At 75.7% G+C, this 1039-nt stretch carries 1 protein-coding gene and 1 pseudogene; both read left to right on the top strand.

Features of this window, described 5'->3' with window-relative positions:
• The coding region (locus U9R90_RS36395) for a helix-hairpin-helix domain-containing protein (RefSeq protein ID WP_411061782.1) at positions 1–728 on the top strand (728 nt) is incomplete at its 5' end.
• Positions 725–1039, top strand: a pseudogene (locus U9R90_RS36400) (MBL fold metallo-hydrolase); the annotation flags it as partial. The gene U9R90_RS36395 and the pseudogene U9R90_RS36400, both read left to right, overlap by 4 nt.

The following is a 1039-nucleotide window of genomic DNA, read 5'->3' on the forward strand; positions in this document are numbered from 1 at the left end:
GTGGGCGTGGTGGCGAGGTGCTCGCTTCGGGTGGGGAGGGTGCGGGGCGAGGGGCGCGGGTGGCTGTGTGGGAGCGGGTGTCGCTCTGGGTTCGGGTGCGGTGTGGGCTTGAGCGCAGGAGTCTGGTCGCGCTCGCTGTGCTGTTGGCCGCCGCTGCCGCCTTTGCGGTGCACCACTTCTGGACTGGACAGCCGCGGCCGGTGCGCGCACCCGATGTGGTGCGTGAGGCGGCCGGGGAGCCCTCTGCTGGGGCCCGCGCCACGGGGCCGACCGTGTCCGCGGCCCCCACAGCATCCGGCGCACGGATCGTCGTGGACATCAGTGGCAAGGTCCGCGAGCCCGGAGTCCACCGGTTGCCCCCGGGCTCACGGGTCGCCGACGCGCTGCGGGCCGCCGGTGGGGTCCGGCCCGGCACGGACACCAGCGGGCTCAACCGGGCCCGTCACCTGGTGGACGGCGAGCAGGTGGTCGTGGGCGAACCACCCGGCGCCGCTCCACCGGCCCCGGATGCCGCGGCGCCGGGCGCTCCCGCGGGCGGTGTCATCAGCCTCAACTCCGCGGCCGAGGAGCAACTGCAGACACTCCCCGGGATCGGCCCCGTACTGGCCAGCAAGATCGTCGCCTACCGCACCGAGCACGGCGGCTTCCGCTCCGTCGAGCAGCTCCGTGAGGTCAACGGCATCGGTGACCGCCGCTTCGCGGACCTGCGGGATCTTGTACGGCCATGACCCGCCACCCGGTGCACGCTGCCTCCGGAAACCGCCTGGGCGCCGCGATCCCCCGCCAGGAGGCCCCCGCGGACCTCCGTCTCGTCCCGCCCGCGCTCGCCGCCTGGGCCGCGACGGCCCTGGCGTTGGGTGCTCCGGGCCGCTGGACGGCCGTCGCCGCGGCGGTCTGTGTAGCGGGGGCCCTTGCCCTGCTGGCCGTCCGGCGCTCCCTCACACGGCGCCGGGCACGGGTTCTTGGCGTTCCGGAGCGCCCTGGTGGGGATGCGGGCGGCCCGACGCGGAGGGTGTTCCGGGGAGTTGCCGGGGGTGGG

This window comes from Streptomyces sp. E11-3, from assembly GCF_046540415.1.
In the GTDB taxonomy this organism is placed as follows: Bacteria; Actinomycetota; Actinomycetes; order Streptomycetales; family Streptomycetaceae; genus Streptomyces.